We start from the raw sequence: 25,387 nt of genomic DNA, 5'->3' as shown, positions 1-25,387 counted from the left end.
GCCACCGTGACCACACCGTTGTCGGGGTCTGCGGCAGACGTCGCCGCCCCGCGAGCCGACGTGCCGCTTGCCGAACACACGACGCTGCGTCTGGGCGGTCCCGCCGCCAGTTTCCTCGACGCGACGACGTCCGACGAGATCGTCGAGGCGGTCACCGCCGCCGATTCCAGTGCCAGTCCGGTGCTGGTGCTGGGTGGTGGTTCGAACCTGGTCGTCTCCGATAGCGGCTTCCCCGGCAGCGTGGTGCGCATCGCGACCACGGGACGCCGGTTCGACCGGGTGGACGAGAGCACCGTGGAGTTCACCGCCGAGGCGGGCGAGAACTGGGACGACGTCGTCGCCGATGTCGTCGATCAGCAGCTCGCCGGTTTCGAATGCCTGTCGGGTATTCCGGGGCGGGTCGGTGCGGTGCCGGTGCAGAACGTCGGCGCCTACGGCATCGAGGTGGCCGAGGTGCTGCGCTCGGTGGACCTGTTGGATCGCCGTACCGGCACGACCAGCACCGTGCCCGCGGCCGAACTGGGGTTGGCCTACCGGACCAGTGTGCTCAAGGGGCAGGACGACGCCGTGGTGCTGCGGGCCAGGTTCGGCCTGCGGCCGGGTCCCGACTCCGTCCCGATCCGCTATCCCGAGCTGGCCAGGACACTCGGCGTCGAGGTCGGTTCGCGGGCGCCGATCGCCGAGGTGCGTCGAGCGGTGCTGGGGTTGCGGGCGGGCAAGGGAATGGTGCTCGATCCGTCCGATCCGGACACCTGGAGTGCCGGGTCCTTCTTCACCAACCCGTTCGTCGCACAGGCGGACCTGCCCGAGACGCTCGACCGGATCGCCGCCGAAGCCGGGTCCGAGGTGCCGGTTCCGCAGTACCCGGCGGGGGAGGGCCACGTGAAGCTGTCGGCCGCGTGGCTGATCGAGCGGGCGGGTTTCCACAAGGGACACGCCGGTCCGGGCGGCCGGGTGGCGCTATCCGGAAAACACACCCTGGCATTGACGAATCGGGGCGGTGCTACCACCGAGGAACTTCTCGGATTGGCGCGCGAGGTTCGGGACGGCGTGGAGAACGCCTTCGGAATCGAACTGCACCCAGAACCCATTCTGGTGAATTGCTCGCTCTGATCGAGTGAGATAGTCCGACGGAACCCGGCCGGTGGCGGGGTGCCTCGGTCGGTGCATCGGATGTCGTGGGCTCGGGCCGCCTCGGTCGGTCCGCCGGGGCCGCCCGGCGCGACGAGGTGGCTTCGCGCTGCCCGAGATCGCCCGGAACCAACGCTGGTGGAGATGATCTTCGGCCGGTGCCCGCGTTGCGGTGGACCCACGAGAGGCCGCCGATCTTGACACTCGGTGCCGGCGGCGCTGCGCAGGGTGGCGACGCTCATTCCCGGTAGCTCACTGTGTGTATTCGCAACAAGCTTTACTCCTTCCGGGTGCTTGCCACCCGCAGCGGAGCTAAAAGGTTGGTTGACCGACGTGGCGTTCGGGTAGAACACCGGCATGAACAAGATCGAAGGGCGAGAAGTCGCCGATCGTGGTAGCGGAGATCTGGACGAGGCATCGGCGGCGGACGCCCGCATGGTGACCACGCGCCGTGGTCGTTCCTTGGCGGTGCTGGTCTCCGTCGACGAGCTGGCCGCGTTGGAGGATGATCTGGAACTGGATACGGGCAGTCGGCTCGTCGCCTGACCGCCCGCGCCCGGCGACATCACGTCGAACGGGGCTCGGCTGCGGGCGGTGTCGGTGGTCGAAACGGCGTGGAGCGTTAGCGAGACGAGGCTGATTCCGCTCGGTCGCTCAAGTGCTCGGTCGGCATGATTCTCGGCTGTGGGCAATCGGTCCGAGTGTCGTGCAGAATTCGCGAAATGCGGTCGACGAGACCTCTTTTCCCTTTCATATCCGCATAATCAGAGAATCCGGTCGCTTCGTTCCTGGGCGGCTACCGGAGAACGCCGCCGCACGGGTCTTCCCTGCGGTGGCGATACCCAGGATCGGAGTAGGCGTCGCCCCGGCTGACCCGCTGCCCGTCGCTTGGACGACCAGGCTCATTCCTCGACGAGGTGCCGCACGTACCGATCGGGCGCCTCCAGATAGCGACGCCAGTGGTCGACCAGTTCGAGGTCCTGCCAGCGACGTCGACGGAACCCGTGGTCGCCGACCTCGATGAGATCCGCCCCGGGAATCGCGGCCAGGATCGGCGAGTGCGTGGCACACAACACCTGCGAGCCGGTCTGGCCGAGTTCGTGGATCAGGCTCACCAGCTGCAGGCAGGAGCTGAAGGACAGCGCCCCTTCCGGCTCGTCCATCACATAGAAGCCCGGCTTGTCGAACATCTTGCCGAACACGGTGAGGAACCCCTCGCCATGCGACATCTCGGCGGTGTTCTCCTCCCAGTACCCCGGCACTCCGGACAACGCGGTGAGTCGGAAAGCGGTCTCGGCACGCAGGAAGAAGCCCTGTTTCCGTAACCGGGGCCCGGCCAGCATCCGCGAGGCCGATGCCGTCTTCGCCAGTGCGAGACGGTGTCCCAGCGGCGACCCACCCTCGGGGCGGTGGACCGCCGCGAGTCGCCCACCCTCGGGGTTCAGACCGAAGGCTTCGGCGACCGATTCGACCAGCGTCGACTTACCCGAGCCGTTGTCGCCGACGAAGATCGTGATCGGTTTCTGGAACTCCAGCCCGGTTTCGAGGAGCTGGTCGACACACGGCACCGTGTACGGCCACTGCGAACGCTCCGCGTCGTCGGGAAGGTCGTTCTCGCGGATATAGGCACGTTCGACGAACATCGCACTCCCTGAGCACCGTGGCGAGGCCGAGCTGACCGATCGGACAGCATGCCCGAAACCACCGACATGTCCCACCGCCTCGGGGCGCCGCCGGGTGGGCTTGGCCCGCGTCTCTCACTCGATCCGTTGAACCGCAGGGGAACCGTCGCACCCACCGAGTACAACGAGGTGACGAAAGCGAAGCGACGTCAGGAGCGCCCGTGCCCACCGTCACCGACTACCGCCGAGGACAATCGCGGTTCATCGAGCTCGTCGCCCCGGTGTCTGCGGTGCGGCTGGCCGAAGCGCTGACCGAATGGCTCGAACAGGCCCACCGGGCTGCGGGAGAACTCCAGGAGAGTCGCCGCAGGCACTGGCGTGCCGACTGGTCCAACACCCACAGCTTCGGCACCGATCGCTACCACTACCTCGTCGGCACGGCGGATTCGGTGGCCGAGGAGTTCGACGAGCTGGAGGCCGACCACCGACACCGGTCGTTATTCCTCGTCACCCCGCACAGCTTGATCTATCAGCTCAGGGCCAAGGGCGGTTCGCCGGACGGGCCGCTGCTGCAGGACGGTGACGTGCAGCAGGCCCTCGCGATGCCCGCAGTCGACCCCGAGGAGCCCGCGCCCGGTCTGTTCAGCCCGAGGTTCGCCCTCACCGGGGGTCGAGAGGTCCTGTTCCTGCTGTGGACCGGCTCGGAGACGGGACTCGGCACCGCCTGGGTCGGCCAGGGCGCCCGCAACGCCAGGGAGGGCATCGACTGGACGTGGGTGCACCCACTGCGTGACGTGATCGACTCAACCGTGCGTGAGACGACGGCGACGCCGGAGCTCCTCGAACTCGAACTCGGTCTGCCTTCGCTGAATCTCGCACCGCGAAAGAGCCCGCACCGGCGGATCGCCGCAGGCGAGGGCGGGACGACGGCCCCCATCGTGCGACCGACGGCAGGCTGACCGGTACCGCAGAACAAGATCGACTTCGCAGCACCCTACCGGCATCGGGCAAGCCGGGAAGGGGGAGACTGTTCGCCGGAGACGACGGGCGGCGAGGCGCGGGGGCGATATGGAGATCACGGGTTCCCCGAGGTACGAACGTTCCTTCGACCCCGCCCGACTGGTACTCGGCAGACGACTCGCAGGCCTGCACACCAGGGATCTAGCCGCCGCGATCGGGCGGTCGCCCGCCACCGTCGCCCGGTATGAGTCGGGGCTGACCACTCCGCCCTCGGATGCCCGCAAGGAGTGCGCCACGACGTTGGGGCTGCCGATCGAGTTCTTCGAGCCGGGCCGGCCCCAACTCCGGTTGGACACCGGCAAGACGCACTTCCGCTCGCTGCGCGCCACCACCACTCTGGAACGCGATCAAGCCCTGGCACAGGTGGAACTGCTGTGGGAACTCGTCGCCTGTGTCGAGGAGACGGTGCACCTGCCGGAGGTCGAACTCGGTTCCGCCGACCTCGACGGCCCGGCCACGGCGGCTCGCGCGGTGCGGCAGGCCTGGGCGCTCGGCACCGGACCGCTGCAACACCTGGTGCGTCAGCTGGAGGCCAGGGGAATCGTGGTGACCCGGTTGCGGGGCAGCGCGACACCACGACCGCGCGGTGCGACCCAACGCAGCGGCGCGGGCACCGGACCGGCGACGACCCGAAAACGCAAGAACATCGACGCCTTCTCCGCGCCGGTCGACGGTAGGCCCATCATCGTGCTCACCGACAAGGGCGATGTGCTGCGCCGCCGTTTCTCGGCCGCGCACGAACTCGGTCACCTGATTCTGCATCCCGACCCGGCGCCGGGCAGCTCGCATCACGAGGCCGAGGCCAATGCCTTCGCCGCCGAGTTGCTGATGCCCGAATCGGTGTTCGGTGACCTGTTGCCGGACCCGACGGACCTCGGTGCGCTCGCCGACCTGGGGCAGCGGTGGGGGGTCTCGATTGCCGCGATGGCCTACCGGGGCCGCACATTGGGCGTCTACTCGGAATCGGCCTTCCGCGAACTCATGGTGGTGCTCACCAAACTGGGGTGGCGCTCCGGTGAGCCGGTGCGTGGCGAGCACCCCGGCGAGGAACCCGCGCTGTTGGCCCGCGCGGTGGATCTGGCCGCCGAGCAGGGGATGCCGTTGTCCCGGCTGGCCGGCCGGCTGCGCATCGGGTTGCCCTATCTCCGCGAACTGCTCGGAATCCGGGCAGGTCGACCCCGTTTGCGACTGGTCACTCAGGCGGGCTGAGATCCGTCCGACGCCGAGGTCGACCTTGCCGGCTCAGGCTCCGCCCGGCGACGCGAGCGCGCCAGCAAAGCCCTGCTCAGGCCGAGGCATCCGGCTCCAGTCCATGATGGACGATTGACGGCGTCGGACGGCCGGGCATTTCTCATGCCACCTTGATGACGACCTTCCCCGAGGCGTGACCGTTCTCGACAGTGGCGAGGGCGGCCGGGGCGTCGGAGAGCGGATGGACCGCGTTGATCACAGGCGCGAGGACTCCGTCGAGGGCCAGCCGGGCGGACCGCTCCAGGTTCTCGCGGTCGAGGCGACGCTCGACGATCCGCCCACCGAGCTCGGGCACAGACACATCACCCACGGCGATGACGTTGCGGGCTTCCCTTGCCAGCGGGGCGACCGTCCGCAGCGAAGTGCCTCCGACCAGATCGACGATCCCATCGAAGCCGTCCGCGACCAGCTCGCGTGCCGTGGCGACGACGTCCCCGGCGGTGTAGTCGATGAACCGCACCCCGATGGCCTCGGCGTGCTCGCGCTTGGCGGCACTCCCAGTGCCGATCACCCGCAGCTCGCGCCCGACGGCGAGCCGCGCGACGGCGAGGCCGACTCCGCCGCCGACCCCATTGACCAGGACTGCGGCACCGGCCGGAAGGTCGAGCTGGTCAAGTGCGTCCACCGCAGTCGTCCCGGCCACCGGCAGCGTTGCCGCCACGGTCGCGGACAGGCCCGCCGGGATGCGCGCGGTGTTCGACGCGGACAGCACCGTCGTCTCGGCGTAGGTGCCGCCACCGGTGAGCGCGAAGCCGAATACCGCGTCACCCACGTCGAACCCGTCGATGCCCTCACCCAAAGCGAGGACGGTTCCTGCTGCCTCCATGCCCAGCACGCGGGGAAACGGACGCCCACCGTCGAGCCCGGACACCAGACCCGAACGCAGCATGTGGTCAAGAGGGTTCACACCGGCGACCTCGACCCGGATCAGCACCTCGCCGCTACCGGGGACGGGGTCGGGACGATCGAAGAACTCCTGCACCTCGGGCCCGCCGTACCTACCGAAACCCCACGCCTGTCCCATCTTCTGCCGCCTCCCAGCTGACCGGCCCGGTGATTCCGGGCTCTTCGACCATGCTTGCCCTTCACATCGATGTAAGAGGCAAGCGGCTGAGGCGCGGGTCACAGCATCAGGTCGACGGTGTCGCCGGTTCCGGGGCCGTGGACAGCTTTGCCCGGTGCAGGCTGTTGGCCTTGATCAGCACGTCGAGTGCATCCCGGGTCTCGATCAGGTGCGCGATGTCGGCGTCGATCCGATCGCGCTCGCGCGTCATCGCCGTGAACGTCTCCTCGGCGACGCCCAGGTCACCGGGGATGTCCACGCACGGCAGCACGGTCGCGATCACCCGGCTGGACATGCCTGCGTCGAACAGCCGTCGAATCAGCGACACGCGCTGGAGTTCGGCATCGGAATAGTGACGCTGCCCGGCGGCCGAGCGTGAACTGGTCAGCAGGCCCTGGTCTTCGTAGTACCGCAGTGAGCGCGGACTCACGCCCGTGCGCTGGGACAGCTCGCCGATCCGCATGCCTGGAAGGCTACGTCCGCGTGCTTCAGGGCTCAGAGCATGCGAGTCGCATCCAGACGCTCTCTGTGGCGCCTGCGAACTCGCCTAACCGCAGGTACGGGCTGAAAAGTGCCCGGGGGAGCGCGCGTTCGCCGTACGCCTCGCGTGCGTGAGATCGGTTCGACGGTGAATGTCGTGCTCTTGGCGACTATGAACACGAACCAGCGATGCGTCGAAATCATGTCGCTTCTCGTCGATACTGGCGGCTCCTAATCTCGTGGGCCTCCTGGGGAGCCGGGTCGATGGGACGAGGACGGGTATCTGCCCCACCGGGCAAACACGAGCCGCTGCATCAGCGGATCAGGTCATGCTGTGCACGCCGAACCTGACTCCGAACGGATCGGTGATGGTCGAGATCCGCCCGAATGGGAAGTCCTCGGGTTCGGTGGCCTGACCACCGGCCGTCCGCACCCGCTGCACGGCCGTGTTGACCTCGTCGACCTCGAAGGTGGTGTCCCAGCCGAGGGTGCTGTCCTCGTCGGCCGCGAAGATCCCGCCGACGTCGTGTCCATCCGGTCTGATCAGGGCGAGGAAATCCATCCCGGGGATCTCGGTGTTGCGTTCCGGAACGAAGTCGAACACGGTGGCGTAGAAACCGGCACTGCCCTCGGGGTCCTGCGCGATGAGATCGTTGCGGACCAGGGTGCCCGGCTCCATCACGCGCTCGGCGCCCACCAGCGCCCTGCCCTGCCACAAGCCGAACTGGCTGCCCGCCGGATCGCGTAGCACCGCCATCCGACCCTGATCCATGATGTCCATCGGCGGATTGATCACGCTGCCCGCCGTATCGATCACCCGCTGGACCGTCGCATCGCAGTCATCGGTGGCCAGGTACACGTTCCACCAGAAGTCCGTGGCATCGGCATCGGGATGCGGCATGATCCCCGCGACGGCCTTCCCGCCGACTCGGCAGATCGTGTAGCGGCCGGTCTCCACCGAACCGGTGACGAACTCCCAACCGAGCACGGCTCCGTAGAAGTCCATCGCGCGAGCGAGATCGGGGATGGCCAAATCGACCCAGGTCGGCGTTCCCAGCGGTTGGTTGGTGCTGATCTCGGTCATCGGTACTCCGTTCGGGCGGTGGCGCCTTCGCTGGCGTTCTCGGCGGAACGGTAAGCACGGATAGCGACGATCTGTCGGACGAGTCCCGGCTATTTCCCCAGTACGGATGAGTGCGTCGGGATCTTCCCGGCCGGCGAGCGGCCGGGAGACCGGCTTGCTCACTCCTGGCGGTGAGCCCGCATCGCCGAGTGCTGGGCACGCGGCTTGATCACGATGGAATCGATGTTGACGTGGGCGGGCCGGGTGACTGCGAAGGAGATGGTGTCGGCGACATCGTCCGCGGTCAGCGGCGTCAGACCTGCGTAGACACCGGCGGCCCGCTCGGCGTCGCCGTCGAAGCGGACCAGGGAGAACTCCGTCTCCACCATGCCGGGCAGGACCTCGGTGAAGCGCACCGGGTCGCCGAGGTGTTCCCCGCGCAAGGTGCGGTGCAGCGCGCTCTCCGCATGCTTGGCCGAGGTGTAACCCGAACCCTTGTCGTAGGCCTCGATCGCCGCGATCGAGGTCACCGTGACCACATGGCCGTCACCGGAGGCGATCAGCAGCGGCAGCAGGGCCTTGGTGACGCGCATCGTTCCCAGGACATTGGTCTCCCACATCCACCGCCAGTCGTCCTCGTCGGCGTCGACGATCGAGGCCAGCCCGCGCGCGCCGCCCGCGTTGTTCACCAGGACCCGCGCGGAGGGGATCGCCGCGACGAAGGCGTCGACCGAGTCGCGATCGGTGACGTCCAGGGGGAGGGCGGTGCCGCCGATCTCCTGGGCCAGCCTGGCCAGCCGGTCCTGCCTACGGGCGCCGATCACCACGTGGAAGCCCGCGTCGGCGAGCCTGCGTGCCGTGGCCTCGCCGATGCCCGCACTGGCGCCGGTCACCACCGCCACCGGTCGGTCTGGCGAGCCGGTCGTGCCGTCGGAGGAAGGGGTGTTGTCCAAGGTGTCCACGATTGCCGATCGTGCCTGATCCAAGGACCGCACACCGAGCCCGCCGGGCTGTGATGCCCGCCACCGCGACTCCACCGGTGCCCGTGGCGGACCGTCTTATGGTGGGAAGAGACGGGCGTACTCGATGAGGAGGAGCCGTGATGCGTGCAAGCGGCGTTCCGAGGGAGTCGATGGCCTCCCGACGGGCAGCGATGCCGACCCGGACCCCCATGATGCTGTTGGGAGCGATCCTGCTGCTGCTCGCGGGTTGCTCCGGCGGCGACTCGGGTTCCGCCTCGGCGGGCGGTGGCTTAGCCGGTACGCCCTCGGCACCTTCGCCCAGCTTCAGTCTGGAACCCGGTGACGGCGACGCCGAGGTCAACCCGGCCTCGGACATCGCGGTCTCCGCCGCCGACGGGACCCTGCACGACATCGTGCTGACCGACCCCGACGGCACCGAGGTCGCGGGCGAGCTCAACGCCGAGCAGACCCGGTGGGAGAGCTCCGAGCCGTTGGGCTACGCCGCCACCTACACCTGGGGCGGCCGGGTCGAGGGCGCAGACGGCGAGACGGTCGAGGTCGGCGGTTCCTTCGACACCCTGACGCCCGATTCGCAGCCCCGCGCCACCATCAATCCCGTCGACGATGCGACCGTCGGGGTCGCGATGCCGGTCAGCGTCAAATTCCCGGAGCAGCCGATCCCCGACGAGGCCAAGGCCGCCGTGGAGGAGCGCTTGACCGTGGACACCTCGGTGCCGGTCGAGGGCTCGTGGGCCTGGCTCGGCGACAACCAGGTCGACTGGCGGCCCAAGGACTACTGGCCCGCCGACACCGAGGTCGCGGTGCGCGCCGACCTCTACGGCCTGGACTACGGCGGCGGGGCCTTCGGCAAGGCGGACCTGACGACCGACTTCACCATCGGACGCAACCAGGTGGTCAAGCTCGACACCCGGTCGCATCGGATGATCGTCGAGCGCGACGGCGTCCAGACCGCCGACTATCCGGCCAGCTACGGCGAGGACGACAACCCCGATCTCGCCACGCCCAACGGCACCTTCATGGTGATGACCAAGGAGGAGGTCGGGAACTTCAGCAACCCCGACTACGGCTACACCGACGTCGAGAAGAAGTGGGCCCTGCGGTTCTCCAACCACGGCGAGTTCATCCACGAGAACGAGGAGAACCGCGACAACATCGGCTCGGCCAACACCTCGCATGGCTGCGTGAACCTGTTCGAGGCCGACGCCAAGGATTACTTCGACAGCGCGTTGATCGGCGATCCGATCGAGATCACCGGCTCCGGCACCACGTTGCCCCCGCAGTACGACGTGTACGACTGGCAGATCCCGTGGGAGGACTGGGTCCAGCGCAGCGCCCTGTGAGCGTCAATCGTGCTCGGCCTGCACCGGCGGACCCTCGATCGCGCAATGGTGCGGTTGCTCGGGCCGCCGGGCGGGCGTGGGCCGGGGATCGCGGATCATGAGCATGGCCACGACCGCGCCGAGCACCAGGATCCCGGCGCAGACCAGCATCGCGATCCGGAAGCCCGAGGTGAAGGCATCGGCGTTCTGATAGTCGTCGCCGCTGATGCCCGCGATGACCGGCAGCACCGCGACGGCGAGCAGCTGCGCCGCCCTGGCGATCGCGTTGTTCACCCCGGAGGCCACCCCCGCATGCCGGGTCTCGGCGGCGGCCAACACGGTGGCGGTCAGCGGTGCGACGATCAGCGACAGGCCGAGGCCGAACACGATGACCGCGGGCAGGACATCGGTGACATAGGACGAGCCCGGCCCGACGCGCAGGAGCAGCAGCACCCCGGCCGCCGCGACCAGCGGTCCGATGCTCATGAACCGCTTGGGCCCGATTCGGGCCGACCAGGCGCCGACCCGCGCCGAGCAGGCCAGCATGATCAGGGTCACCGGAAGCAGTGCGGTGCCCGCCAGCAGCGGAGAGAACCCGGCCGAGGCCTGTAGCTGCACCACCAGCAGGAAGAACACGCCGCCCAACGCGGTGTAGACGGTGGCCGTCACCAGGTTCGCCGAGGTGAACTGTCGGTTGGCGAAGATGTCGGTGGGCAGCATCGGATGGCTGCTCCGGCGTTCGGTGACCACGAAGGCGGCCGAGGCGATCACCCCGATGACCACGGCGAGCGTGCTCGTCGACGACCAGCCGTCGCCCGCCGAGATCAACGCGAAGGTGATCCCGCCGAGCCCGATGGCACCCAGCGCACCGCCGGTGATGTCCAGCCCGCGCTTGGCTCCCGTGTCGTGCGACTCGGGCACCGACCGCAGCGTCACGGCCACCACCACGGCGGCCAGCGGCAGGTTGATGAGGAAGATCCACCGCCAACCCGGCCCCTCCACCAGCCAGCCGCCGAGGAACGGGCCGATGGCCGTCGCGATCCCGCCGAACCCGGACCACGCACCCACGGCCTTCGCCCGATCGTCGGGATGCAGCGAGGCCGAGATCAACGCCAGGCTGCCCGGGGTGAGCAGTGCGCCGCCGATGCCCTGCAACATGCGGGCGGCGACGAGCATCTCCACGTTGACCGAGACCGCGCACAGCGCCGAGGCCAGCGCGAACCAGCAGGCTCCGATCACGAAGACCCGGCGGCGACCCACCCGGTCTCCCAGCGCGCCACCGAGCAGGATCAGCGAGGCCAAGGTGAGGGTGTAGCCGTTGAGCGTCCACTGCAGGTCCTCGAAGGAAGCACCGAGATCGGCGCCAAGGGCGGGCAGCGCCACATTGACCACGGTGGCGTCGATGCCCGCCACCGCCGAGCCGAGCACGGTGGCCAGCAGGATCAGCCTGCCATGGCGATCGGCGAGGCGGACCCGACCCGGCGTCGCGCTCGCCCCTGGCGCCATCTTCTCCTCGATCCTCCGTGCCGTGCCGTGCTGTGCGCACCGAGGCCCCATCGCCGTCGGCGGGCGCGGTGGGACCGCTCGATCAGCGAGCCGTCGGCGCCTCTCCAGCCTGCCCGGCCGGGCGCCCGAATTCACCCGGGGTCCCTCGAATGGTCGCCCTGGGCGGCCGAAGCAGGCCACGCCCGCTGGTCGGCGTCCCGGCGTGCGGCCATCCTCGGCGGGCGGGTCGTAGGCTGAGGGGCCGACGAGCCCGCCGACCTCCCACGGCAGCACCGAGCGAGGACGTGTCGAGCCACTGCCGCCTCTCCGGAGGCAGGCATCGAACGACACAGCGGCTGCGGGCGCCAGGGTGACGACAGCGAGATCGCCACGAGGCCCCCGGGGGGTGCCCTCGGCACGGGCGGTCCGCGAGAGCCGCCTCGTCGGCCGCGTGACATCGACGTCCACGGCCGAGGTCCGACACGGGTCGGCGAACACATCGGCGGATCGGGAAGCTCTGCGCGGCGGGCGTCGTTGACGAACAAGGCGGTCTCCCTCGCCGAAGCGAGGGCGCGGCGAGGTGCGAAGGGATGATGCGACGGTGGCCGGACTCGGCACTTCAACGCAGACGTCTGCTGCAACGTGCAGACGGACCGGGGTGGGGTTATGGGTGAGGTGACCGCGTTGCGGGGTCCAGGGCGGGCGCTGGTACCCCGTCGTGTCGCCGTGCTGTCGTTACATACCTCCCCGTTGGAACTGCCCGGCACCGGTGACGCGGGCGGGATGAACGTCTACGTGATGCAGACCGCCCTGCGGCTGGCCAGGCGCGGGATCGAGGTCGAGGTCTTCACCAGGGCGACGGCCTCCGACCTGCCGCCGGTGGTGGAGGCCGCACCCGGCGTGCTGGTCCGCCATGTGATGGCCGGACCGTTCGAGGACCTGCGCAAGGAGGAGCTCCCCGCCCAGTTGTGTGCCTTCGCGGCAGGCGTACTGCGGGTGGAGGCCCAGCGGGAGCCCGGCTATTTCGATCTACTGCATTCGCACTACTGGCTCTCCGGCCAGGTCGGCTGGCTGGCCAAGGAGCGGATGGGCGCGCCGCTGGTGCATACCGCACACACCCTGGCCAAGGTGAAGAACGCCGCGATGGCCGAGGGCGACACCCCGGAGCCGAGGGTGCGGGTCATCGGCGAGGAACAGGTCGTGGCGGCGTCGGATCGGCTGGTCGCCAATACCGCCTTCGAGTTCGATCAGTTGGTGTCGCTGTACGGGGCCCGGCCGGAGGCGGTCGCCACCGTGCCGCCAGGGGTGGATCTGGACGTCTTCGTGCCCGGCGACTCCGGGCAGGCCCGGCGGCGTCTCGATGTGGCCGAGGACGCCGTGGTGTTGACCTTCGTCGGCCGGATCCAGCCGCTCAAGGCGCCCGACGTGTTGGTACGGGCCGCCGCTCGGCTGCTGGCCGAGGAGCCGTCCCTACGGGACCGGTTGGTGGTGTTGATCGTCGGTGGGCCCTCCGGCACCGGTCTGGAGCAGCCGGAGGCGCTGCAGAAGCTGGCCGCCGAACTGGGCATCGGCGATGTGGTGCGTTTCCTGTCCCCGAGGTCCGGCCCATCGCTGGCCGAGGTGTATCGCGCCTCCGACGCGGTCGCGGTTCCCAGTCACAACGAGTCCTTCGGTCTGGTGGCCTTGGAGGCACAGGCCTGTGGCACCCCGGTGGTGGCTGCGGCGGTCGGCGGGCTGCCGGTCGCGGTGGCCGATGGGCGTTCCGGGCGCCTGGTGCACACCCACGACCCCTCGGACTGGGCGCGGGCGCTGCGCGCGGTGGCGCTGGCCCCGGGGGCTGGAGAAGAGCTGGCGGCCGGGGCGGTCCGGCATGCGCGGCGATTCTCCTGGGATAGCACGACCGATGAGCTGATCTCGACCTATCGTGAGGCGACGAGCGCCTTCGGTGCCGATGGCGCCCGCCGGATCGGCAGGGAGGACAGGACCGGGTGAGTGCGGCGGACGAGGATCGACGGCGGGCCATCGACGAGTTGCTCGTCGCCGTCCTCGAGGAACGGGAGCTGACCTATCGGCGCGAGGGGGCGGATCGGTTCGCCGTCACGCTGCCCGGCGTGCGCAAATTGCAGACGAACTGCCTGTTGACGGTGGGCGCGCACGCACTGCGCGTCGAGGCGTTCGTCTGTCGGGCTCCCGATGAGGCTCATGAACAGGTGTATCGCTACCTGCTGCGCAGGAACGCGCGCCTATACGGCGTCCACTATTCGATCGACACGCTCGGTGACATCTATCTGATCGGCCGGATCGGGCTGCACGCGGTCTGCGAGGAGGAGCTGGATCGCGTGCTGGGCCAGGTCCTGGAAGCGGCGGACGGTGACTTCAACCCGCTGCTGGAGATCGGCTTCGCAGGCGCCATCCGGCGGGAGTGGGAGTGGCGTCGCAGCCGTGGCGAGTCGACGGCGAACCTGCAGGCCTTCGCGGCGTTGCTGGAGCGGCCGGACCCCGGCTGAGCTGTTCGGATGACCAGTGCGGAGCGGCTTGGGAGAGAGGGGGAGTCGCGAACTCAAGCCGCCCCGCGCCAGGTCCCGTCGGTCGGATGCACTGAGCGGGGGGCACTCAGGCTCCTGACGGGTCTGCGGTCCGACGGGGGAGGCGAACCGCAGCCAGCCCTCATCGGATCGGGGAGTGCGTGGGAGCCGATCCGGGAGAGCATTATCAACTTGGCAGAACTTTCACATCCGGCACAAGGGGCAAACGTTGCTCCATTCGAGTGGATCAACTGTCCACAGGTGTGGAAATGTGGATCTTGCTGCGGAGGGTGATCGGCGATAACCCCGCAGCTCACGGATGTCGCCGCGCCTATCCGTCCGTGGTGCGGCGGTTGAACACACTACGTGGTCATCAGTGGTATACGGCGGTCGTCGACGCAGGCGAATCGCCGCGTCCGGCCGGAAAGCGCGGTCGGTGCCAGTGGGTCTCGATGCGCCGCGCGGCGGGCCTGGCAGGCTGGGGGCCATGACTTCAGACGTGGGCACCCTGGTGCTGCTGCGCCATGGCGAGAGCACCTGGAACGCGGAGAACCTGTTCACCGGATGGGTCGATGTGCCGTTGTCCGAGAAGGGACAGGGCGAGGCCCGCAGAGGCGGCGATCTGCTGACGGCGGCCGGACTGCTGCCGGATGTCGTGCACACCTCTCTGCTGCGGCGCGCCATCGCCACGGCGAACCTGGCCCTGGATGCGGCCGACCGGCACTGGATCCCGGTCCGGCGGGACTGGCGACTCAATGAACGGCACTACGGGGCGCTGCAGGGCAAGAACAAGAAGCAGACCCTGGAGACCTACGGCGAGGAGCAGTTCATGCTCTGGCGCCGCTCCTACGACACGCCGCCGCCGGAGATCGACCTCGGCGACGAGTACGGCCAGGACAGCGATCCGCGTTATGCGGACCTCGGATCGGCGATGCCGCGTACCGAGTGCCTCAAGGACGTGGTCGCCCGGCTGCTGCCCTACTGGGAGGAGTCGATCGTTCCCGACCTGCGTGCGGGCCGGACGGTCCTGGTCGCCGCGCACGGCAACTCGCTGCGTGCGTTGGTCAAGCACCTGGACAGGGTCTCCGACGCGGACATCTCGTCGCTGAACATCCCGACCGGCATCCCGCTGCGCTACGACCTGGACGCCGATCTCACCCCGGTGCGCCCGGGCGGGACGTACCTGGATCCCGACGCGGCCAGCGAGGCCATCGCGGCCGTCGCGAACCAGGGACGCTGACCGTGCGGCTCGAACTCGAGCCGCCACTACGACGTCGTTGATCCCTCGACATCGATGCCACGCCGGCCGTTCATCCGGATGGTGGAAACTCTAAGTGAACGGCCGGTGTCGCAGCGTCGAAAAGCTGGCGATCGGACTGTCGAAGGCATCACGTCTCACTCATTAAGTCTGGGCTCCATGGGTGTCGGCGTGCTTACGATTCGGCTGTGGGCACGTTGGGTTCACTGCTGCTGCCGATCGGGCTAGTTCTGGTCGGCTGTCTCATCGGTCTTCTGCTGGGCAGGCGCCGATACAAACCGCCGGCGGGGGACCGTTCGGTGGTGACCGTCGCGGAGTTGCTCTCGCGGCTGGTCGACTCCGCTCGCAACGGCATCGTCGTGCTCAACCAGTTCGGCGACGTCGTCCTGCACAACGAGCGTGCGGTCGACCTCGGGGTCGTCAGAGCCAAGGTCCCGGACGCCAGGGCCAGGGCCGCCGCTCAACAGGCCCTGACCGAGAACCGCGTCATCGAAGTAGATCTCTCCCAGCCGACCAACCGGGGCCGCGCGCCACGCGCGGTGGCCGCCGAGGTCCGTCCGCTCGGCGATGGCTTCATCTCGGTCGATGCCGTAGACGAGTCGGAGGCCGTCCGCCTGGAGACGACGCGCCGCGACTTCGTGGCCAACGTCAGCCACGAACTGAAGACCCCGGTCGGGGCGCTCGCACTGCTGGCCGAGGCGATGCTCGACGCGGCGGACGAACCGGAGCAGGTGCGTCGATTCAGCGGCAAGATCCTCCACGAGGCCACCCGACTCGGCACCCTGGTCACCGAGCTGATCGCGCTGTCGCGCCTGCAGGGCGCGGAACGGCTCCCCGAACTGACCACCCTCGAGGTGGACGACCTCGTCCAGGAGGCACTCAGCCGGTGTCGACTGGCCGCGGAGTCGGCAGGCATCGAGGTGAACACCGACGCCAACGACGGGCTCACCGTCGACGGCGACCGAATGCTGCTGGTCACCGCCCTGTCGAACCTGATCGACAACGCCGTCTCCTATTCGCCCGCGGGCAGTCCCGTCAGTGTCAGTCGTCGATCGACCGCCGGCTACATTGAGATTTCGGTCACCGATCGAGGCATCGGGATCGAACAGGAATTTCATCAACGAGTCTTCGAGCGGTTCTTCCGCATCGATCAGGCACGCTCCCGCGCCACCGGCGGTACCGGACTCGGTCTGGCCATCGTCAAACACGTCGCGGTCAACCACGGCGGCTCGGTCCGGCTGTGGAGCAGTCCTGGAACCGGATCCACGTTCACGCTACGAGTGCCGGTCAAAGCGGTGCCGATTCCTGTCTCCGCCGATGCGATCCATTCGGCGGGAGGCGTTTCGGCGGAGGTGGGCTCCGCCGAAATCGGGTCGCCTCGCGTGTCGGCCGCCCAACATGAAGGAGTGCAATGACGAGGGTGCTCATCGTCGAGGATGAGGAGTCCTTCTCCGAGCCGCTGGCATTCATGCTGCGCAAGGAGGGCTTCACCGCGGCCGTCGCGATGAACGGTCAGGAGGCGCTGGTCGAGTTCGACCGCAACGGTGCGGACATCGTGCTGCTCGACCTGATGCTGCCGGGCATGAGCGGCACCGATGTGTGCAGGCAGCTTCGCCAGCGCTCCACCGTGCCCGTGATCATGGTCACTGCTCGCGACAGCGAGATCGACAAGGTCGTCGGGCTGGAGCTCGGCGCCGACGACTATGTGACCAAGCCCTACTCGGCACGCGAGTTGATCGCCAGGGTGCGCGCCGTACTGCGCAGGGGCGGCGACTCCGACGAGCTGTCCTCGCAGGTCCTGGAGGCGGGGCCGGTTCGGCTGGACGTCGAGCGGCATGTCGTCACCGTCGGCGGAACCGAGGTGAGCCTCCCGCTCAAGGAGTTCGATCTGCTGGAGTACCTGCTGCGCAACGTCGGCCGGGTACTGACCAGGGGTCAGCTCATCGACCGGGTGTGGGGCGCGGACTACGTCGGCGACACCAAGACACTGGATGTGCACGTCAAACGCCTGCGGTCCAAGATCGAGTCGGACCCGGGCAACCCCTCGTTCCTGATCACCGTCCGAGGGTTGGGATACAAGCTGGAGACCTGATCCATGACCGTCCGCGATCACTTCGACCAGGTGGAGTGATCACGGCGGACGCACACGGGCCACTGGGCACGGCTCCTCGGTAGCGAAGCGGTAACGTTGCACGCCATGCGCCCAGCGGTACGTGACGTCGGGTCGTCGATGCTGGCCATCGACTCCGTGACGTGCTCGAGGCTTGACGGAAGCACCGTGGCAGCCGAGCAGCGCGACGCGCTCCGGCGGTTTCCGAAGCGGCGCCAGCGACGATTCGATGCCAGTGGTGCCCGAGGCCACACTGCGTCCGTCGCCACCACCGAGACGAATGGCGTGGTGGGAGACGCTGCCCGGCGGGGGCATGCGCAGCGTCTGGATGAGGTCTGGATGAGACTGATGGGAGTGTGCGGACAACCGTGATGACCCCCGCATCAGGGCGACCCACGCGACAACCGTCGTGTTCCACTGGACGCACAGGCCCGACCGGGGCACGGTGGAGTCGATGAGTGGGGACGACCGATCGGACCAGGAAGCCCCCCGCAGCGTCGCCGAGCTGCTGGCCGCGTACGGCAGCAGCGAGGGCAAGAACGCGCAGGGAGGCGGTAGGCGTCGTCGGCGACGAGCCGAGGACGCGGGTGAGGCGGCTCCACCGCAGGAGATCATCGAGCGGGTTCTCTCCGACAGCGGTCGGATGCAGCGGATCGAGGACGACGGACCGGAACCATTCGAGCCGCAGGCCCAGACCCCGCCTGCGCCGCCCGTACGGGCTCCCGGCCGTCCTGCGGCACCCGGCGCCTCGGGACCGCCCCCACCACACCCGGGTGACCTGCCGCCCGGGCCGCCCCCGGGTGCCCGCCCCCGGCCGCCGCGCCCTGCCGCCCCGCAGCAGCCGTCCCCTCGGTCCTACGAGGGTTACGAGGACCCCTACGGCGCCGTCTCCTACAGCGAGGAGACCGCCTACAGCGAGGCGCTGCCCGGCTATCCGGAGCAGGACTACGACGAACCGGTCGAGACCCCCGGCGCGTACCGCGAGTACCCGGACGACGACCTGACCGCCACCACTCAGCATCCGGTCGTTCGCGACACGCCGGATACGGGCCCGCAACCCTCCGTCGCGGGCAGGCTCGGCGGCGAGGACGAACCGCCGCCTCGGCGCGAGCCGATGACCGAGCAGTTCCCGCGCATCAACGGGCCGGATGGCTTCGCAGCGGGCAACATCCCGGCAGCGGCGGCGGGTCAGCTGGGGCCGCCCGAGACCTTCGATGGCGCTCCGCAGGCTGCCGAACAGACGATGGCGGGCTCGGACTGGTTCGAGGACAGCTATGCGGGCGGTGAGATCCCGCCCTACCAGGACTCGCCGTCCGAGGCGGGCTTCGAACCGGTCTCGCCGTCGACCGCCGCACGGCTCGATCCGCACGACGACCCGATGGCGGGCTCGGCGACCTCGGTGGTGCCGACGGTGTCGGCGTCGGAGGCGACCCAGCAACAGCGGGCCGTCGGCGACGACTACCTGGACGACTTCGGCGGGCTGTACGGCGGCCAGGGCGATGGCTTCCCCGAGGCCGGGCCGCCGTCTGGGCCGATTCCCCGCGACTACGACGAGTACGACGACTACGCCGAGGGCGACGCCGGAGCGACGCGGCTGGACAATCCGTCGGTCGGCGGCGATTTCGACGACCTCGACGCACGCGACGACTACGACGACTACGAGTACGACGACGCGGTGGAGCCGGACCGGGCTCGTGCCACCGTCGACGACGAGGACGTTGTCGATCCCGAGGCCGACGCGGACGTCGACGCCGACGGTGAACCACGCTCCGCGCTCGTCGAGTGGTTGGTGATGGCCGCCCAGCTCATCGGCGGCGTGGTCGGCGGTGGCGCGCTCTGGCTGGCCTTCCAATGGCTGTGGGACAGCATGCCGCCGCTGGCGCTGGGGCTGGCGTTGTTGGTCACCACCGGACTGGTGTTCGCGGTCCGCCGCATCCGGCGGACGGACGACTTGAACACCACACTGTTCACCGTGCTCGTCGGTCTGATCGTCACGGTCTCACCCGCAGCCCTGCTTCTCCTAGGGCTGTGACCACCACGGGCGGGGACAACGCGGCCGACCGGGGCGCCGACCAGCGCGGCACCCGGCGCCGCGGGCCGATCCCGGTCGGTCTGTCCACCGCCTCGGTGTGGCCGCAACCGGTGGAGGCCGCCTTCGAGATCGCCGCCGATCTCGGTTACGACGGCATCGAACTCATGGTCTGGGCCGATCAGATCAGCCAGGACCCGGCGGCCGTGCGCCGCCTCGCGCAGAGCTACGGCGTCCCGGTGCTCGCGGTGCACGCGCCCTGTCTGCTGATCACGCAGCGGGTGTGGTCGGCCGATCCGGAGGAGCGGTTGCGCCGGGCGGTCGATGCCGCAGCCGAGCTGGACGCCTCCACCGTGGTGGTGCATCCGCCGTTTCGCTGGCAGCGGCGCTACGCCGACGGCTTCGCGGATCTGGTGGCGGAACTGACCGAGACCAGTGGCATCGCGGTCGCGGTGGAGAACATGTTCCCTCTCCGACCACCCAACCCGCGCCGCTTCGGCTCCCGGCTGCAGGCCAGCCGGTTGCGGCCGATGGCGGCCCCGGCCTCGCTGCAGGTATCGGCCTTCCGGCCGTCACCGGACCCCACGGATCAGGGCCACCGGCACTACACCCTGGATCTGTCGCATACCGCCGCCGCCCACGTCGATGCGATGGAGCTCGCGGCCAGGATGGGCGATGGGCTGCGCCACATCCATCTGGCCGATGGCAGCGGGTTGGCCAAGGACCAACATCTACTGCCCGGCCGGGGCAAGCAGCCCTGTGGTGAGCTGTGCGAGCACCTGGCGCGGGGGAATTTCGACGGCGCCGTCGTCATCGAGGTCAACACCAGGAAGAGCCGCACCCCCGAGGAGCGGTCGGCCGAACTGGCAGAGGCGCTGGCCTTCGCCCGGCTGCACCTGTTCCGAGGTTCGCTGCGGCACTGATCGACCGCAGGCGTGCCTGGGTTTCCGTTGAATCCGATCGGGTGGCTGCCTGTGGGCGTCGGCTGGGCGAAATGTGTCGCAGACGTCATCCGACCGGATGGAACATTCCCCGCTGCGGCGTCGTACAGTGCCGATCGTGAATCCGCTGCGCAATCTGATCCTCGCTGCGGCGGGCAGTGACGCCCTACGCCGCCTGGTCGCCACCGCCCCCGTCAGCCGCGACGTCGTACGCCGGTTCGTCGCGGGCGAGACCACCGCACAAGCGGTGGCCGTCGCCAAGGACCTGGTCGACTCCGGACTGACCGTCACGCTCGACCACCTCGGTGAGGACACCACCGACCGGTCCGATGCCGAGGCCAGCGTGCAGGCCTATCTCGAACTGCTCGACGGGCTGAAATCGGCGGGCCTGACCGCCCGCGTGGAGGTCAGCCTCAAGCTGTCCGCGCTGGGACAGGCCTTCGACGAGCGACTCGGCCTGGACAACGCGGCGCGGATCTGTGCCGCCGCCGAGCAGGCGGGCACCACGGTCACCCTGGACATGGAGGACCACACCACCACCGACTCCACTCTCCGGGTGCTCGACGAGCTGCGACGCAGCTGGCCGACCACCGGCGGGGTGCTCCAGTCGTACCTGCGACGCACCAGGGAGGACGCGCGAGCGCTGTCCGGAGCGGGATCGCGGATCCGGCTGTGCAAGGGCGCCTACGCCGAACCGGAGTCGGTCGCCTTCGGCACCACCCACGGCGTCGACCTGTCCTACGTGCAGTGCGCGGACGAGCTGCTGGCGGGCGAGGGCTACCCCATGTTCGCGACCCACGACCCTCGGCTGATCGAGATCATCTCCGAGCAGGTCAAGACGCACAAGCGTGCGCAGGGCAGCTACGAGTTCCAGATGCTGCACGGCATCCGTCCCGACGAGCAGCACCGGCTGGCCGCCTTGGGCGAGACCGTCCGCGTCTACCTGCCCTACGGATCCGAGTGGTACGGGTACCTGATGCGCCGGATGGCCGAGCGACCCGCCAATGCGGCGCTCTTCCTCCGCGCTCTGACCTCGCGCAGCTGAGGTCCCGACGGTCGGCGTGAGTGGCGCCGCATCGCCGATGGCCGGCACGCTGTGGCGCCATGACCAAGATTGCCGTCCTGGGTGCGGGAAAGATCGGCGAAGCCCTGCTGTCCGGCCTGTTGAGCGCGGGCCGTAGCGCCGCTGATCTGCTCTTCACCGAGCGCTACCCACAACGGGCCGTGGAGCTGACCGAGACCTACGGGGTGCAGGCCGCCGACGTGGCGACCGCCGCAGCCAGGTCGGACGTGCTGGTTGTGGCGGTCAAGCCGCAGGACATCGATCCGCTGTTGGCCGAGCTGGCCCCGGTACTGGGCGACCGGATGGCGCAGGGCGGTTCCGAGGTGCTGGTCGTCTCGCTGTGTGCGGGGCTGCCCACCGCCCTCTTCGAGGCCAGGTTGCCCGAGAAGACGGCCGTGGTGCGGGTGATGCCCAATACCCCGATGCTCGTCGGCGAGGCCATGAGCGTCGTCTCCGGCGGGCGATACGCCACCGAGGAACAGCTCGACCTCGTCGAGGAGCTCCTCGGCAGTGTCGGCCGGGTACGCCGCGCACCGGAGACCCAGCAGGACGCGGTGACCGCGCTGTCCGGTTCCGGCCCGGCGTACTTCTTCTATCTCGTCGAGGCGATGATCGACGCGGGCATCCTGGTGGGCATCCCCCGGGCGATGGCCGCCGAGCTGATCGTTCAGTCCGCCGTGGGGGCGGCCACCATGCTGCGTGGCGCCGAGGGCCATCCGGTGATGCTGCGGGAGGCCGTCACCTCCCCTGCGGGGACCACCATCGCGGCCATCCGGGAGTTGGAGAAGCACGGCGTCCGGGCCGCGCTGCTGGACGCCATCGAGGCCGCCCGGGACCGATCGGTGGAATTGGGCCGCGCCAACGACCCCTCGATCGAGGGCGATCGGACCGATTAGCGGTGCCCACGGCGGGTGACCATCCCGGTTCACCCGTCAGCCTGCCGTGCGTAATCGGGCCGGACGGACGCCGGCCCTCGCTGGGGGCGGTCAGAGACCGTACTGCCAGGTAGGCGCCCCCGCGAGCCGTCTCGGCTGTCGCAGCGATCCCAGGTACCCCGTTACTCTCGAGAGAGCACATGCGTGTCTAGTCCGTCGGGAGGGGAAGCCCGGCGGCACGGCAGGTGCATGAAGGGGTGCGATGACCCATGTCCATGCAGGAGGAGCACACACCAGACGGACTCGAACAGGTTCGGTTCTTGACGGTTGCGGAGGTGGCAGCGTTGATGCGTGTTTCCAAGATGACCGTCTACCGGCTCGTGCACTCGGGTGAACTGCCCGCGGTACGGGTCGGCCGATCGTTCCGCGTACAGGAGAAGGCAGTGCACAGCTATCTTGATCGGGCGTACTTCGACGCTGGCTGAGCCAGGGGCACCGGGCGGTTCTCGAAGATCCGAAGCTCACAGGTACCCTGGAAGGCCGTTCGTGTCGTGTGCCTGCAACCTGCTCTGAGCGCACCAGCACGAGCCAGGTTCGACCACTCACAAGGACAGCGAGGAATCCCGGATGGGCTCGGTTATCAAGAAGCGCCGCAAGCGCATGTCGAAGAAGAAGCACCGCAAGTTGCTTCGCAAGACCCGTGTGCAGCGGCGCAAGTTGGGCAAGTAGACCCGAGCCGCGCCAAGCGCCCGCACCGCTATTCGGTGCGGGCGCGCTCATGTGCATCTCGAGATCCGTCGGCGTCGACACGACCTCATCGGTAGCATCGCGGTGGATTCGCCTGCCGCTGCTCGAAAGGGAGTGTGATGAAGCCTCGCGTCGTGTTGGTCACCGGCGTGGCCGGCTTCCTCGGCGGCAACCTGGCGGCGAGACTCGCACGTGATCCGGAGATCGACCGGGTGCTCGGCGTGGACATCGTCCCGCCCGCACCCGACCTCCGGCAGGCCATGGGCCGTGCCGAGTTCATCCGCGCCGACATCCGGAACCCGCTGATCGCCAAGGTCGTCTCGGCGGGCGGCGTCGACACGGTGGTGCACGCCGCAGTGACCTCTTCGGCGGACTCCCGGGGCGGCCGCTCGGTGATGAAGGAGATGAACGTCCTCGGCACCATGCAGTTGTTGGCTGCCTGCCAGACCGCGCCGATGGTCGAGCGTTTCGTACTCAAGTCGTCCAGCGCGGTCTACGGCGCCAGCTCGCGTGACCCCGGGATGTTCACCGAGCAGATGGGACCCAAGGAGCTGCCCTCCGGCGGGTACGCCAAGGATGCGGCCGAGATCGAGGGCTACCTGCGCGGCTTCGGCAGGCGCCGACCCGAGGTGGACATCACCGCGCTGCGGTTCACCAACGTGATCGGCCCGGAGATCAACACCGCGTTGACGCGTTATTTCGCCATGCCGGTCGTGCCCACGGTGCTGGGCCACGACGCGCGAGTGCAACTGCTGCATCCCGAGGACGCGCTGGCCGTCCTGGAACGGGCGACCCTGCATCGGCTGCCCGGGGTGTTCAACGTCGGAGGCGACGGCGTCATCATGCTGTCCCAGGCGTTGCGGCGCGCGGGTCGGGTGGCCCTGCCGGTGCCGAACACCGCGGTTCGGCCGATCGGCAACCTGCTGCGCGGCACCAGGCTGCTCGATCTCTCGGCCGATCAGGTGCGGTTCCTCAACTTCGGCCGTGTCTTGGACACGACCTCGCTGAAGCAGCGATTCGGTTTCACCCCGCGCTGGACGACCCGGCAGGCCTTCGACGATTTCGTGACGAGCCGGGGTCTGGGGCCCATGGTGGGTCGGGACTGGCTGGTGACCGTGGAGCGCGAGGTACGCAACCGGAGCGCCTCGTCCGATCGGGTCGGTTGAGACGACTCCGGGCGCGGGTAGGCGCGGGAGACACAGCGGCAGCGTCGCCGCGCCCGGCGCCCTGATCGACGGTCGGCCGACCGTCGGTATGGCAGTGGTGGGAGTCGGCTCGGTTCGCGGCGGTGCGGATGCCCACCCGGCCGGAATGACGATGAGGTGAGGAGGCAGATGGTGGCCGATGCTCGGGTGATCCCCTTGCATGCCGTGGATCGCCGGACGCGGACGACGTCCGAGGCGGGTGCCGGACGGCCGGTCCAAGCGGTGCCCGATCTCGCTGCAGGCGACTCCGCTGCCGCAGCGGCGGCCGAATCGGTCGATGCCGAACAGGATGACTCGGCGACGACGCACCACGGCGCCGATGCGAGCGCCGAGCCGACCGACCCGGCGGATCGGTTGGCGGATGCCCTGGCCTTCTTCCAGCGCAGACTCAGCGGCGACTACCGGGTGGACGACTTCGGTTTCGACGCCGATCTGACCGACTCCGTGCTGCTGCCCACCCTGCGCCCGCTGTATGAGAAGTGGTTCCGGGTCGAGACCATCGGGATGGAGAACATCCCCACCGATGGCGGCGCACTGGTCGTGGCCAATCACTCCGGCACGGTGCCGCTGGACGCGTTGATGACGACGGTGGCGATCCACGACCACCATCCCGGCAGACGGCACCTGCGGATGCTGGGCGCCGATCTGGTGTTCCGGCTACCGGTCGTCGGTGCACTGGCCAGAAAGGCCGGGCACACCCTGGCGTGCAATCCGGATGCGGAGCGGTTGTTGCGGTCCGGGGAGATCGTCGGCGTGTGGCCGGAGGGCTTCAAGGGCATCGGGAAGCCGTTCCGGGACCGGTACAAGCTGCAGCGCTTCGGACGCGGCGGGTTCGTCTCGGCCGCCTTGCGCACCGGGGTGCCGATCGTGCCGTGCTCGATCGTCGGCGCGGAGGAGACCTATCCGCTGCTCGGCGACCTCAAGCCGCTCGCCCGGCTGCTGGGACTGCCCTATTTCCCGGTCACGCCGTTGTTCCCGTGGCTCGGTCCGCTGGGTGCGGTTCCGCTGCCGTCGAAGTGGTACATCGAGTTCGGCGAGCCGATCGAGACCGCCGACTATGCGCCCGACGCCTGCGAGGACCCGATGTTGGTCTTCAACCTGACCGATCAGGTGCGCGAGACCATCCAGCAGACTCTCTACAGCCTGCTGGCTCGGCGCGGCGGGGTGTTCGGCGGCTGAGAGCCGGTTGTATGCGTGCGCGAAAGGCCTGTGGTCGG

Annotated in this window: 24 protein-coding genes; 18 read left to right on the top strand and 6 right to left on the bottom strand. The window is 69.0% G+C overall.

Annotation, left to right across the window (positions count from 1 at the left end; translation table 11 throughout):
- The first annotated feature begins 6 nt into the window (after positions 1 to 6).
- The gene (locus tag BKA25_RS24985) at positions 7 to 1,113 is read left to right on the top strand and encodes a UDP-N-acetylmuramate dehydrogenase (protein ID WP_236750459.1); all 1,107 of its coding nucleotides are present in this window, start codon (positions 7 to 9) and stop codon (positions 1,111 to 1,113) included.
- A gap of 375 nt (positions 1,114 to 1,488) precedes the next feature.
- Positions 1,489 to 1,677 carry a type II toxin-antitoxin system Phd/YefM family antitoxin gene (locus BKA25_RS24980; protein WP_069846199.1) on the top strand — a complete coding sequence of 63 codons (189 nt, stop codon included), beginning with the start codon at positions 1,489 to 1,491 and terminating at the stop codon, positions 1,675 to 1,677.
- A gap of 356 nt (positions 1,678 to 2,033) precedes the next feature.
- Here BKA25_RS24980 and BKA25_RS24975 read toward each other — a convergent pair whose 3' ends face one another.
- A complete protein-coding gene (locus BKA25_RS24975; protein ID WP_069846201.1) occupies positions 2,034 to 2,774 on the bottom strand; it encodes an AAA family ATPase in 741 nt (246 codons plus the stop codon).
- Positions 2,775 to 2,974: 200 nt separating this feature from the next.
- On the opposite strand from BKA25_RS24975, the gene BKA25_RS24970 reads away from it, so the two are divergent.
- Both BKA25_RS24970 and BKA25_RS24965 read left to right on the top strand, forming a co-directional pair.
- Positions 2,975 to 3,712 (top strand): hypothetical protein, encoded by a 738-nt coding sequence (locus BKA25_RS24970; RefSeq protein ID WP_069846203.1) that lies wholly within the window; start codon positions 2,975 to 2,977, stop codon positions 3,710 to 3,712.
- A 109-nt stretch (positions 3,713 to 3,821) separates the two neighbouring features.
- On the top strand, positions 3,822 to 4,982 hold the full coding sequence (locus BKA25_RS24965; protein ID WP_069846205.1) for an XRE family transcriptional regulator: 1,161 nt from the start codon (positions 3,822 to 3,824) through the stop codon (positions 4,980 to 4,982).
- 142 nt (positions 4,983 to 5,124) lie between these two features.
- On the opposite strand, the gene BKA25_RS24960 is transcribed toward BKA25_RS24965, so the two are convergent.
- From BKA25_RS24960 to BKA25_RS24945, 4 genes are all read right to left on the bottom strand, one after another.
- Complete coding sequence (locus BKA25_RS24960; RefSeq protein ID WP_157420906.1) at positions 5,125 to 6,048, bottom strand: NADP-dependent oxidoreductase; 924 nt, start codon at positions 6,046 to 6,048, stop codon at positions 5,125 to 5,127.
- A 106-nt stretch (positions 6,049 to 6,154) separates the two neighbouring features.
- Positions 6,155 to 6,550 carry a MerR family transcriptional regulator gene (locus BKA25_RS24955; RefSeq protein ID WP_069846207.1) on the bottom strand — a complete coding sequence of 132 codons (396 nt, stop codon included), beginning with the start codon at positions 6,548 to 6,550 and terminating at the stop codon, positions 6,155 to 6,157.
- Between the two features lie 339 nt (positions 6,551 to 6,889).
- Positions 6,890 to 7,651, bottom strand: coding sequence for a VOC family protein (locus tag BKA25_RS24950; RefSeq protein ID WP_069846209.1), 762 nt, complete (start codon positions 7,649 to 7,651; stop codon positions 6,890 to 6,892).
- Between the two features lie 158 nt (positions 7,652 to 7,809).
- Complete coding sequence (locus BKA25_RS24945; protein ID WP_221313694.1) at positions 7,810 to 8,583, bottom strand: SDR family NAD(P)-dependent oxidoreductase; 774 nt, start codon at positions 8,581 to 8,583, stop codon at positions 7,810 to 7,812.
- Positions 8,584 to 8,732: 149 nt separating this feature from the next.
- Between BKA25_RS24945 and BKA25_RS24940 the strand changes: the two genes are divergently transcribed.
- Positions 8,733 to 9,953: a L,D-transpeptidase gene (locus BKA25_RS24940; RefSeq protein WP_236750460.1), complete on the top strand. Its 1,221-nt coding sequence runs from the start codon at positions 8,733 to 8,735 to the stop codon at positions 9,951 to 9,953.
- Between the two features lie 3 nt (positions 9,954 to 9,956).
- On the opposite strand, the gene BKA25_RS24935 is transcribed toward BKA25_RS24940, so the two are convergent.
- Entirely contained in the window at positions 9,957 to 11,438 is a 1,482-nt protein-coding gene (locus BKA25_RS24935) for an MFS transporter (protein ID WP_069853194.1), read from the bottom strand.
- 645 nt (positions 11,439 to 12,083) lie between these two features.
- Here BKA25_RS24935 and mshA point away from each other — a divergent pair.
- The 13 genes from mshA to BKA25_RS24870 all read left to right on the top strand — a co-directional run bounded on the left by mshA (position 12,084) and on the right by BKA25_RS24870 (position 25,349).
- Complete coding sequence (gene mshA, locus BKA25_RS24930) at positions 12,084 to 13,409, top strand: D-inositol-3-phosphate glycosyltransferase (RefSeq protein ID WP_069846212.1); 1,326 nt, start codon at positions 12,084 to 12,086, stop codon at positions 13,407 to 13,409.
- Positions 13,406 to 13,924, top strand: a complete 519-nt coding sequence (locus BKA25_RS24925) for a type III secretion system chaperone family protein (RefSeq protein WP_069846214.1) — start codon at positions 13,406 to 13,408, stop codon at positions 13,922 to 13,924. The genes mshA and BKA25_RS24925 overlap by 4 nt, the downstream gene beginning before the upstream one ends.
- Before the next feature lie 505 nt (positions 13,925 to 14,429).
- On the top strand, positions 14,430 to 15,182 hold the full coding sequence (locus BKA25_RS24920) for a phosphoglyceromutase (protein WP_069846216.1): 753 nt from the start codon (positions 14,430 to 14,432) through the stop codon (positions 15,180 to 15,182).
- 206 nt (positions 15,183 to 15,388) lie between these two features.
- A complete protein-coding gene (locus BKA25_RS24915; RefSeq protein ID WP_069846217.1) occupies positions 15,389 to 16,615 on the top strand; it encodes a sensor histidine kinase in 1,227 nt (408 codons plus the stop codon).
- Positions 16,612 to 17,292 (top strand): response regulator, encoded by a 681-nt coding sequence (locus BKA25_RS24910; protein ID WP_069846219.1) that lies wholly within the window; start codon positions 16,612 to 16,614, stop codon positions 17,290 to 17,292. The genes BKA25_RS24915 and BKA25_RS24910 overlap by 4 nt, the downstream gene beginning before the upstream one ends.
- A 472-nt stretch (positions 17,293 to 17,764) precedes the next feature.
- Positions 17,765 to 19,342, top strand: coding sequence for an Rv0497 family membrane protein (locus tag BKA25_RS28165; RefSeq protein WP_157420907.1), 1,578 nt, complete (start codon positions 17,765 to 17,767; stop codon positions 19,340 to 19,342).
- 68 nt (positions 19,343 to 19,410) lie between these two features.
- Positions 19,411 to 20,262, top strand: coding sequence for a sugar phosphate isomerase/epimerase family protein (locus BKA25_RS24900; protein WP_069853195.1), 852 nt, complete (start codon positions 19,411 to 19,413; stop codon positions 20,260 to 20,262).
- Positions 20,263 to 20,398: 136 nt separating this feature from the next.
- Complete coding sequence (locus BKA25_RS24895; RefSeq protein ID WP_069853196.1) at positions 20,399 to 21,325, top strand: proline dehydrogenase family protein; 927 nt, start codon at positions 20,399 to 20,401, stop codon at positions 21,323 to 21,325.
- A 59-nt stretch (positions 21,326 to 21,384) separates the two neighbouring features.
- Complete coding sequence (gene proC / locus BKA25_RS24890) at positions 21,385 to 22,239, top strand: pyrroline-5-carboxylate reductase (RefSeq protein ID WP_069846223.1); 855 nt, start codon at positions 21,385 to 21,387, stop codon at positions 22,237 to 22,239.
- 248 nt (positions 22,240 to 22,487) lie between these two features.
- Positions 22,488 to 22,703: a helix-turn-helix domain-containing protein gene (locus BKA25_RS24885; RefSeq protein ID WP_069846224.1), complete on the top strand. Its 216-nt coding sequence runs from the start codon at positions 22,488 to 22,490 to the stop codon at positions 22,701 to 22,703.
- A 142-nt stretch (positions 22,704 to 22,845) separates the two neighbouring features.
- Entirely contained in the window at positions 22,846 to 22,947 is a 102-nt protein-coding gene (locus BKA25_RS24880) for a 30S ribosomal protein bS22 (protein ID WP_010241351.1), read from the top strand.
- Between the two features lie 137 nt (positions 22,948 to 23,084).
- Entirely contained in the window at positions 23,085 to 24,131 is a 1,047-nt protein-coding gene (locus tag BKA25_RS24875) for an NAD-dependent epimerase/dehydratase family protein (protein ID WP_069846226.1), read from the top strand.
- Positions 24,132 to 24,302: 171 nt separating this feature from the next.
- The gene (locus BKA25_RS24870; RefSeq protein WP_069853197.1) at positions 24,303 to 25,349 is read left to right on the top strand and encodes a lysophospholipid acyltransferase family protein; all 1,047 of its coding nucleotides are present in this window, start codon (positions 24,303 to 24,305) and stop codon (positions 25,347 to 25,349) included.
- Positions 25,350 to 25,387 lie beyond the last annotated feature (38 nt).

It is taken from the genome of Actinoalloteichus hymeniacidonis (assembly GCF_014203365.1).
GTDB classification, from domain to species: Bacteria; Actinomycetota; Actinomycetes; order Mycobacteriales; family Pseudonocardiaceae; genus Actinoalloteichus_A; species Actinoalloteichus_A hymeniacidonis.
The sequence above is the reverse complement of the archived record's forward strand: the minus strand, read 5'-3'. Positions and strand labels throughout refer to the sequence as shown.

Bases quoted from the DNA above. Each gene is read 5' to 3' on its own strand.
- BKA25_RS28165 (WP_157420907.1), top strand. From the start codon at position 17,765: ATGAGTGGGGACGACCGATCGGACCAGGAAGCCCCCCGCAGCGTCGCC.
- proC (WP_069846223.1), top strand. From the start codon at position 21,385: ATGACCAAGATTGCCGTCCTGGGTGCGGGAAAGATCGGCGAAGCCCTG.
- BKA25_RS24920 (WP_069846216.1), top strand. From the start codon at position 14,430: ATGACTTCAGACGTGGGCACCCTGGTGCTGCTGCGCCATGGCGAGAGC.
- BKA25_RS24980 (WP_069846199.1), top strand. From the start codon at position 1,489: ATGAACAAGATCGAAGGGCGAGAAGTCGCCGATCGTGGTAGCGGAGAT.
- BKA25_RS24875 (WP_069846226.1), top strand. From the start codon at position 23,085: ATGAAGCCTCGCGTCGTGTTGGTCACCGGCGTGGCCGGCTTCCTCGGC.
- BKA25_RS24935 (WP_069853194.1), bottom strand. From the start codon at position 11,438: ATGGCGCCAGGGGCGAGCGCGACGCCGGGTCGGGTCCGCCTCGCCGAT.
- BKA25_RS24950 (WP_069846209.1), bottom strand. From the start codon at position 7,651: ATGACCGAGATCAGCACCAACCAACCGCTGGGAACGCCGACCTGGGTC.
- mshA (WP_069846212.1), top strand. From the start codon at position 12,084: ATGGGTGAGGTGACCGCGTTGCGGGGTCCAGGGCGGGCGCTGGTACCC.
- BKA25_RS24960 (WP_157420906.1), bottom strand. From the start codon at position 6,048: ATGGGACAGGCGTGGGGTTTCGGTAGGTACGGCGGGCCCGAGGTGCAG.
- BKA25_RS24885 (WP_069846224.1), top strand. From the start codon at position 22,488: ATGTCCATGCAGGAGGAGCACACACCAGACGGACTCGAACAGGTTCGG.
- BKA25_RS24955 (WP_069846207.1), bottom strand. From the start codon at position 6,550: ATGCGGATCGGCGAGCTGTCCCAGCGCACGGGCGTGAGTCCGCGCTCA.
- BKA25_RS24910 (WP_069846219.1), top strand. From the start codon at position 16,612: ATGACGAGGGTGCTCATCGTCGAGGATGAGGAGTCCTTCTCCGAGCCG.
- BKA25_RS24940 (WP_236750460.1), top strand. From the start codon at position 8,733: ATGCGTGCAAGCGGCGTTCCGAGGGAGTCGATGGCCTCCCGACGGGCA.
- BKA25_RS24880 (WP_010241351.1), top strand. From the start codon at position 22,846: ATGGGCTCGGTTATCAAGAAGCGCCGCAAGCGCATGTCGAAGAAGAAG.
- BKA25_RS24965 (WP_069846205.1), top strand. From the start codon at position 3,822: ATGGAGATCACGGGTTCCCCGAGGTACGAACGTTCCTTCGACCCCGCC.
- BKA25_RS24975 (WP_069846201.1), bottom strand. From the start codon at position 2,774: ATGTTCGTCGAACGTGCCTATATCCGCGAGAACGACCTTCCCGACGAC.